This is a genomic window from Rhodococcus sp. NPDC059968, assembly GCF_042738615.1.
Lineage (GTDB): Bacteria > Actinomycetota > Actinomycetes > Mycobacteriales > Mycobacteriaceae > Rhodococcus_F.
This window is the reverse complement of sequence record NZ_JBHWUE010000289.1, coordinates 1-1,126: the sequence shown is the minus strand read 5'-3', so window position 1 is coordinate 1,126 and position 1,126 is coordinate 1. Positions and strand designations below refer to the sequence as shown.

General features: G+C 68.2%; 1 protein-coding gene. It reads right to left on the bottom strand.

Features of this window, described 5'->3' with window-relative positions:
- The coding region (locus ACFWAY_RS53890) for an AMP-binding protein (RefSeq protein WP_378516556.1) at nt 1–1,126 on the bottom strand (1,126 nt) is incomplete at both ends.

The following is a 1,126-nucleotide window of genomic DNA, read 5'->3' as shown; positions in this document are numbered from 1 at the left end:
AATGCAGCGCGGTCGAGTTTGCCGTTCGCCGTGAGGGGCAGGGCATCGAGGACCATCACGGTCGCGGGCACCATGTGCGGGGCCAACCGCTCGCCCACGAACGTAAGGACCGCTACCGTGTCGAGGTCGACCCCGGGCTCGGGCACCACGTACCCGATCAACCGGTCGCCGGTGGTGCCGTCCCCGTGCACTGTCACCACCGCCCGGGCCACACCCGCGCAGGCAACCAGAGCCGATTCGATTTCGCCGAGCTCGATCCGGAAACCACGAACCTTGACCTGCAGATCGCATCGACCGACATAGTCGAGAGTCAGACCCCCCTCCGGGAGCCGCGACCACCGCACCAGATCCCCGGTCCGATACATCCGCTGCCCCGGGCCCCCGAACGGGTCCGCCACGAACCGCGACGCCGTCAAACCCATCCGGTTACGGTATCCGCGGGCCAGACCCGGACCCGCCAAATACAACTCCCCGACCACCCCGATCGGAACCGGCCGCAACCACGCATCGAGCACGACCTGCCGCACGCCGCGGATCGGACCCCCGATCGTCACCGGCTCCCCCACCCTCATCGCCGCACCGGCATTCGACTGGATCGTCGCCTCGGCCGGACCGTATGTGTTGACCATCCGCCGGCCCGGTGCCCACCGCGACACCAGGTCCGGCGGGCACGTTTCGCCACCGACCACGACGGTCCCGAGATCGTCGAGCCCGGCCGGATCGACCGTCCCCAGAGCTGCGGGCGTCAGCGCTATATGGGTCACCTTCTCGCGCAACAGAATCTGCGCCAACTCGCTACCGCCGTAGACTGTCGGCGGTGCAATCACCAGCCGCCCACCCGCCGCGAACGCCCACAACAGCTCAAGCACCGCCGCATCGAAACTCGTTGATGCGACATGCAACACCCGCGCATCCGGACCGAGCCCGAACCGGGCACACTGTTCGGCCACCAGATTCGCCAACCCCTGGTGCGAGACCACCACACCCTTCGGCACACCCGTCGAGCCCGACGTGTAAATCACGTACGCCGGATGCTGCTCCCGGACCGGGAGCATTCGCTCCGCATCGGTCACCGGTGCCGGAGACGATCCCGCCACCTCCGCACCGACCGCCGGATCATCGAGCA